The following is a 5761-nucleotide window of genomic DNA, read 5'->3' on the forward strand; positions in this document are numbered from 1 at the left end:
GAATAATCGAGCCCTTCTTCCAGAATCGGTTGAAGGAGCTCGATTTGCCATTCTCTGGCTCCTTCATCCCGTAGGAAAGGCGCGATATCGCTTTCGTCTGTGACGAGTCCGCCCACGGAACCCTCGCGTCGTGCCTGCGGCGGGCAGCCAGCGGCCCACACCACCGCACGCAACGTGGCGGGCTTGATGATGATTTCCCACGGCATGCCCAATTCCTCACCGAGCTCTTCGCAATCGGTGCGCAGGTCCTGGAACACTCGCCACAGATGCGGGTGGTCCTTGTTCCACACCGTCTTGGAAGGAACGCGGGAAGGCTCCCGCTTCTTGCTCGGCCACTCGCGCCGATCTATCTCGCGCGCCTGTTGGACTACCGCCAGCCACTGCAGGCCCGCCCCGTGGCGCTTGCGCGGCACGCCCTTGATGCGGGCAAAATCGCGGGGAGAATCGGGCAGCTGGCGTGCGATGTCCACGAGCACGCGGTGCGGCAAGACGCGGGTTGGTGCGGTGTCAGTCTCACGGACAATCTTCTCCCGCTTGGTCCACAGCAGCTTCGCCACGATGAGCTGTTCCGACTTGTGAAGGGCCTTGAGCCCCTTGAGCCCGCGCCAGGTACGTGGCGCCGGCTCCTTGATGCCGGCATGCTCGGCCACGATTGCCGCGAATTCTTCATAGGCCCAGTCGAGTTTGTCTTGCTCAGCCAAGATATCGCGCAAGGCCTCCGCGAGCTCTAAGAGCAACTCGACGTCGAGGGCCGCATAGGCACGCAAGTCCAGGCTCAAGTTCGGCTCAGACCAGTCAGCATCGCCGTAGCCTTTTTCTAGCTCGACGTCGAAAAGCTCTGCAACCATGGAGCCTAAATTCGCATGCTCAAACCCTGCCATGCGGGCGGCGAGTTCAGTATCAAAAAGAGTGCCTGGATATAGCCCCAACCAGGCCAGGCACGGCAAATCTGAGGGCGCGGCGTGGACTACCCACGCGGAATCATTAAGCACCGGCGCAAGCGCTGCCGTGAGCTGTTTGCGTTTACCCTCCGGTGCAAAGAGGAAGGTTCCGGCGCCTTTGCGGCGCACCTGAACCAAAAATGCGCGGTCATCATATCGATACGAGGACGCACGCTCAGTATCGATAGCGAAAGGGCCCTCGCCAACTGCCAGCGCACTAGCCGCGGCTTTAAACTCCGCCGCGGTGCGCAAAACCTCTGGAGTGCCTTCCGCCGGTCTGGTCCGCAATTCAGTCATAGTAGCCAGCCTACAAGTCTGGTGTGACACGGAGCCGTAGTTAACGTCCGAGCTCTGTAACGCCCTCCGGAGGCAGGCCGGCGACGTTCGCGAGAACCTGGGCAAAGGCCTCAACGTGCGGGGTTAGGTTCAGATCCGCAGCAGTCCAGGAGGCGCGCATCTCCAACTGGTAGGCGCGCGGCGGGCCGCCGATCTCGCCGTAACGGACAGAGGCGGTCGAGGTAACCGTGCCGCCCAAGTTGGTGTGCGTTGCGCCGTTGGCCTCCATGGCCTCGTTGAGCCACTGCCAAGCGACGTCGGGAAGCAGCGGGTCACCCGCGACCGCATCGTCCATATCTGCCTGGATATAGGCCACCAGACGCATAGCACCTTCCCATGCCTCTTCGGCGCCGGGATCGTGCAGGAGGATAAGGCGGCCGAAGGCATCGCCCTCGGCGTCCGTTGGAACCACGTCGGTGCCTTCCGCGGGGTCGCCAATTTCCAGGCCAACAGCGTGGCTATACGGCGCCAGGCGCTGCGGCGGGCGAATGGTGCCCAAAGTGATTTCGGGGCGCAGCTGTGCCGCGTGCATGGAATCTACAGCGGCATTGAAGACGGTGGGCGTCGTTGCCTCTTCCTGTGCGGAAGTGGCCTTGGCTGCGGCGTGCTCGTGCAGGCTCATTGGGGCGCCTGCCGGGGTGCTCGAAGTTGCGTCGGAATTGCTCACGAGGTTCAAGCTATAGTTTTCGGCTCGGAATAGGGCGAAGGCGCGCCGGAACTCGGTGATCTGCCCGACAAATGAGGCAGGGCGGTGGCAGGGGAAATGGAAATGGCCGCCTATCCAACTTATGATGGATAGGTATTTCAACATGAATCCGCTTTTCAAGGAGACGGTCCATTATGGCGAAGGTTAACTTCCAAGAGCTCAACGCAGTACAGCAGTATTCCCAACACGCGGTGTTCAAGGTCATCCCGGGTGCCCTGGGAACCGAGCGCGCGGACATCGTGACCCAGGCGCAGGAGTTCTTCACGGCTCTCGAAGCTGCAGGGAAGGTAACCGTCCGCGGAATCTATGATCTTTCGGGCATGCGCGATTCTGCCGATTTCATGATCTGGTGGCACGCCGAGCAGTTTGAGGACATCCAGAAGGCATTTGCGGACTTTCGCCGCGAGACTGTTCTCGGCCAAGTCTCTGAGGTGACCTGGGTGGGCAACGCCCTGCACCGTCCGGCAGAGTTCAACAAATCCCACCTGCCTTCCTTCATCATGGGTGAGGAACCAGGGGATTGGATTGCGGTCTACCCGTTCGTGCGTTCCTACGACTGGTACACCATGGATGAGGAAAAGCGCCGCCGCATCCTGATGGAGCACGGCATGCAGGCCCGCGACTACCCAGACGTGCGTGCGAACACCGTGCCATCCTTCGCGCTCGGCGACTACGAGTGGATCCTCGCCTTCGAGGCTCCAGAGCTAAACCGCATCGTCGACCTGATGTACCTGATGCGCTACACCGAGGCCCGCCACTACGTGCGCGAGGAGATTCCTTTCCACACCGGCCGTCGTGTCAAGGGCGTCGCCGAGCTCATCGCGGTGCTGCCTTAAGTAGGTTGCCTTAGGCTGCTGCCTAAAGCAACCTACTTAGGTATTTGGCAAACGCAGCCTAATCCTCGACGGGCTTTTCCTCGAGGTTGAGGCAGATCGAGTTGATGCAGTAGCGCTGATCCGTCGGGGTGTTATAACCCTCGCCAGTAAATACGTGGCCCAAGTGGGACTCACAGTTGGCGCACAACACCTCGGTGCGGGTCATGCCGTGTGAGGTATCAACTCTTTCGATGACGGCCTCTCCAACCAATGGGGAAAAGAAGGAAGGCCAGCCACAGTGGGACTCGAACTTTTCCGTAGAGCGGAAAGTTCGGCTCCGCAGGCCTTGCAGGAGTACACGCCCTCGGTGGTGGTGTTGGTGTACTCACCAACGTGAGGCGCCTCAGTGCCAGCTTGACGCAGCACACGGTATTCCTCGGCGCTTAGCCGGTTGCGCCATTCAGTATCGGCAATGAGCTTGAAATCAGTCATGCCGGGAAGTCTAGACCTTGGTCTCATTCTGCCGCCACCATCCGGCAACCGATGCGGCAATCAAAACAATCAGCAGGCCCCAGCCAATTGTTGCGCTGAACACGGCCATCCAGTATCCCGCGGTGGGCCAGGGCACCGAAGTCCACTTGACTGGCGCGAGGAATAAAAATGCCACGCACCACGCCGGGACGGTATGGAATACCGAACGCGGCAGAAAAACGGTAAAGACCAGCGGGATAAGCCACATGGAGTAGTACTGCTGGCCCAGCGAGGACAGGAAGAAGATTCCCGCCATAATTGCGCCTGAGGTGGTCAAAGCCCAGAACACCGGTTCCGTATCGCGCCATTTGAGTAGGCCCAGGATGCTAAACGCGCACGCCGCGGCGGCGGCGAGCCAAACGGCGTAGAACGGGGCGTCGCCAAGCCCAAAATAAGCCTGCACGCCCGGCCACGAGCTGTTGGCGAAGTCGCGCGTTTGCCCGAGATAAGGCACAAGCTTGTCCAGGTAGCCGCTGGCGCCCGGGGTAAGCGGCCAAGCGACGGCGTTGAAGATGACCGGCACCGCGACGCTTAAGGCGGCACTTAGCCACCGCTTCTTTACCAGCGTTAGGAATAGCAACGGCCCAAACTGGGGTTTGATGAGGATGGCCAAGCCCAACACCAACCCCGCGATGATGTGGCTGCGGCGGTACGAATCCAAAATGCCCCAGAGGAATATCGCCATGGCCAAGAAGAGAATGCCGTTGATGTTGGTGAAGGCAAGGGTATTGGTCACTGACTCAGTGGCAAAAGCCAAGATGATGGAGGCCGGAAATTCCGGGCTGCGCAGGTTGCGTCCGACGAGTTTGATGAGGACGGCGAGGGCGCCGATGATAGCCAATGCATTGACCACAATGAAGCCGCAGCGCGCCACCGTGAGATCCATCCACCCTAAGGGCGAAAGTAAAAGCGTGGCGCCTGGATTGTAGAGATAGAGCGGATCGACATGCGTGTAGTCCTGCTCGTAGACGGGAATGCCTTGCAGGAAGCGGCGCATGGCCGAATGCACGGTAGTAAAGTCGTCGGTGGTGGTGCCGTTTAACGCGACGATGACAACGCGATGGAACACCAACAACAGTGCAATCGGCCAAGCCGCGGTTTTAAAAACCTTGATGCTTCGCGAGCCATACGAAGATTTTGTGTCCAATGGCAACGCGTCAGCAGTTGGAGAGAGACTCGGAGATTTCACGATGTGCAGTTTACGGGGCGTCTACTACGGCGTAGCGCAGAAACACCGTGCCGTCAGCGTCCGGGATTACGCTTTCAAGCGACAGGCTCAACGGCTGTGCATTAGCCGTTTCCTCATCCGGCGCGTGGACCAGCGGCTGGGAAACCGTGGGCGAAAGATGCGGGTCCAGGGTCAAATAGAGCTTGTCCACCATGCCTGCGGCAATGAAAAGGGAATAGATGCCTGGGCCGCCCTCGCAGCTAATGCGGGACCAGCCCTTCGCGCGAAGTGCCTCCACGACGGAAGGGATCGTGCCGTCACCAGTGCCTAGCAACGTGGCGCCGGCTTCCTCCAAACGCTTCGACGCGGTGGTGCCCAGGTTCTCGTCCGGGGTCAAAATGATGGGCGGAGTTCCAACATTAAAAAGCTTCGACTCCACATCTAAGTCGAGCGAGTTACTCATCACTGCAATGCGTGCCTTGCCAGGGGAGGAGCCCTCATAATCCTCGGCCTTGACCGTGCCTGAACCCACTACTGCGACGTCGGCCCACTCGCGCAGTGCTGCAAACAACGCGGCGTCGTTATCGTTGCCCATGGCATCCGAGGTGCCATCTATAGTGGCCGAACCAGAAAGGGTAGAGACCTCAATCAGACGGATTCCCGGCTCGTCAGGGCCGACCAACGTGGATATATCAATGCTTTCGCTCATGCCGGCCAGCCTAGTGGAGAAACAGCGCAGGAGATACAACGAGGAGATACAACAAAGCCGGCATCCTTCAATAAAAGATGCCGGCTTTAAGAAAGCGGTGGTCCTAGCTGGGATTGAACCAGCGACCTTTCCGGTGTGAACGGAACGCTCTCCCACTGAGCTATAGGACCGCGGTGCGGTGTTGAATCTACACCTAGGGCGGCGGCAACTCCTAATCGGTCTATTGAAGAGAATCCTAAAATCACATCGACGTAATTCGCTCGGTGAAAATCTCTATCAAACAGCGCTGTAAAAACAGCTAATTATCCTGCGGATTTGGAAACTTCGAAAGTGCGCGATAATGTTTCTACTCGCACCACGGCAGACGGTTGTTGCACACAGCAGTTTGTATGATGCAATGCGGATGTAGCGCAGTTGGTAGCGCATCACCTTGCCAAGGTGAGGGTCGCGAGTTCGAGTCTCGTCATCCGCTCCAAGACGTTAATCGGTAGCTATTCTGGTTAGCGTGTTGACAATAAAATATCGGCGCGATTAGCTCAGTGGGAGAGCGCTTCC

At 59.0% G+C, this 5761-nt stretch carries 5 protein-coding genes, 2 tRNA genes and 1 pseudogene; 2 read left to right on the plus strand and 6 right to left on the minus strand.

Translation table 11 applies throughout. The annotated features are described in order from the left end of the window. Window positions 1-1238: HRDC domain-containing protein (locus tag HMPREF2724_RS10020; protein WP_070588533.1), on the minus strand; the 1238-nt coding region annotated here is incomplete at its 3' end. Window positions 1239-1278: 40 nt separating this feature from the next. Next, window positions 1279-1899, minus strand: coding sequence for a DUF3000 domain-containing protein (locus tag HMPREF2724_RS10025; protein ID WP_061922858.1), 621 nt, complete (start codon window positions 1897-1899; stop codon window positions 1279-1281). A 218-nt stretch (window positions 1900-2117) separates the two neighbouring features. Between HMPREF2724_RS10025 and hemQ the strand changes: the two genes are divergently transcribed. Then, on the plus strand, window positions 2118-2819 hold the full coding sequence (hemQ, locus tag HMPREF2724_RS10030) for a hydrogen peroxide-dependent heme synthase (protein WP_070456529.1): 702 nt from the start codon (window positions 2118-2120) through the stop codon (window positions 2817-2819). Window positions 2820-2877: 58 nt separating this feature from the next. Here hemQ and msrB read toward each other — a convergent pair. The 4 genes and pseudogenes from msrB to HMPREF2724_RS10050 all read right to left on the minus strand — a co-directional run bounded on the left by msrB (window position 2878) and on the right by HMPREF2724_RS10050 (window position 5376). After that, window positions 2878-3317 (minus strand): annotated as a pseudogene (msrB, locus tag HMPREF2724_RS13520) (peptide-methionine (R)-S-oxide reductase MsrB). After that, window positions 3301-4398: a glycosyltransferase family 87 protein gene (locus HMPREF2724_RS10040; protein WP_246818246.1), complete on the minus strand. Its 1098-nt coding sequence runs from the start codon at window positions 4396-4398 to the stop codon at window positions 3301-3303. The pseudogene msrB and the gene HMPREF2724_RS10040 overlap by 17 nt, the downstream one beginning before the upstream one ends. Before the next feature lie 130 nt (window positions 4399-4528). Continuing rightward, window positions 4529-5206: a dihydrofolate reductase family protein gene (locus tag HMPREF2724_RS10045; RefSeq protein ID WP_070588464.1), complete on the minus strand. Its 678-nt coding sequence runs from the start codon at window positions 5204-5206 to the stop codon at window positions 4529-4531. A 98-nt stretch (window positions 5207-5304) separates the two neighbouring features. Next, window positions 5305-5376, minus strand: a tRNA-Val gene (locus tag HMPREF2724_RS10050). Window positions 5377-5605: 229 nt separating this feature from the next. Here HMPREF2724_RS10050 and HMPREF2724_RS10055 point away from each other — a divergent pair. Continuing rightward, a tRNA-Gly gene (locus tag HMPREF2724_RS10055) sits at window positions 5606-5681 on the plus strand. The last annotated feature ends 80 nt before the right edge of the window (window positions 5682-5761 follow it).

The organism is Corynebacterium sp. HMSC071F07 (genome assembly GCF_001810285.1).
In the GTDB taxonomy this organism is placed as follows: Bacteria; Actinomycetota; Actinomycetes; order Mycobacteriales; family Mycobacteriaceae; genus Corynebacterium; species Corynebacterium simulans.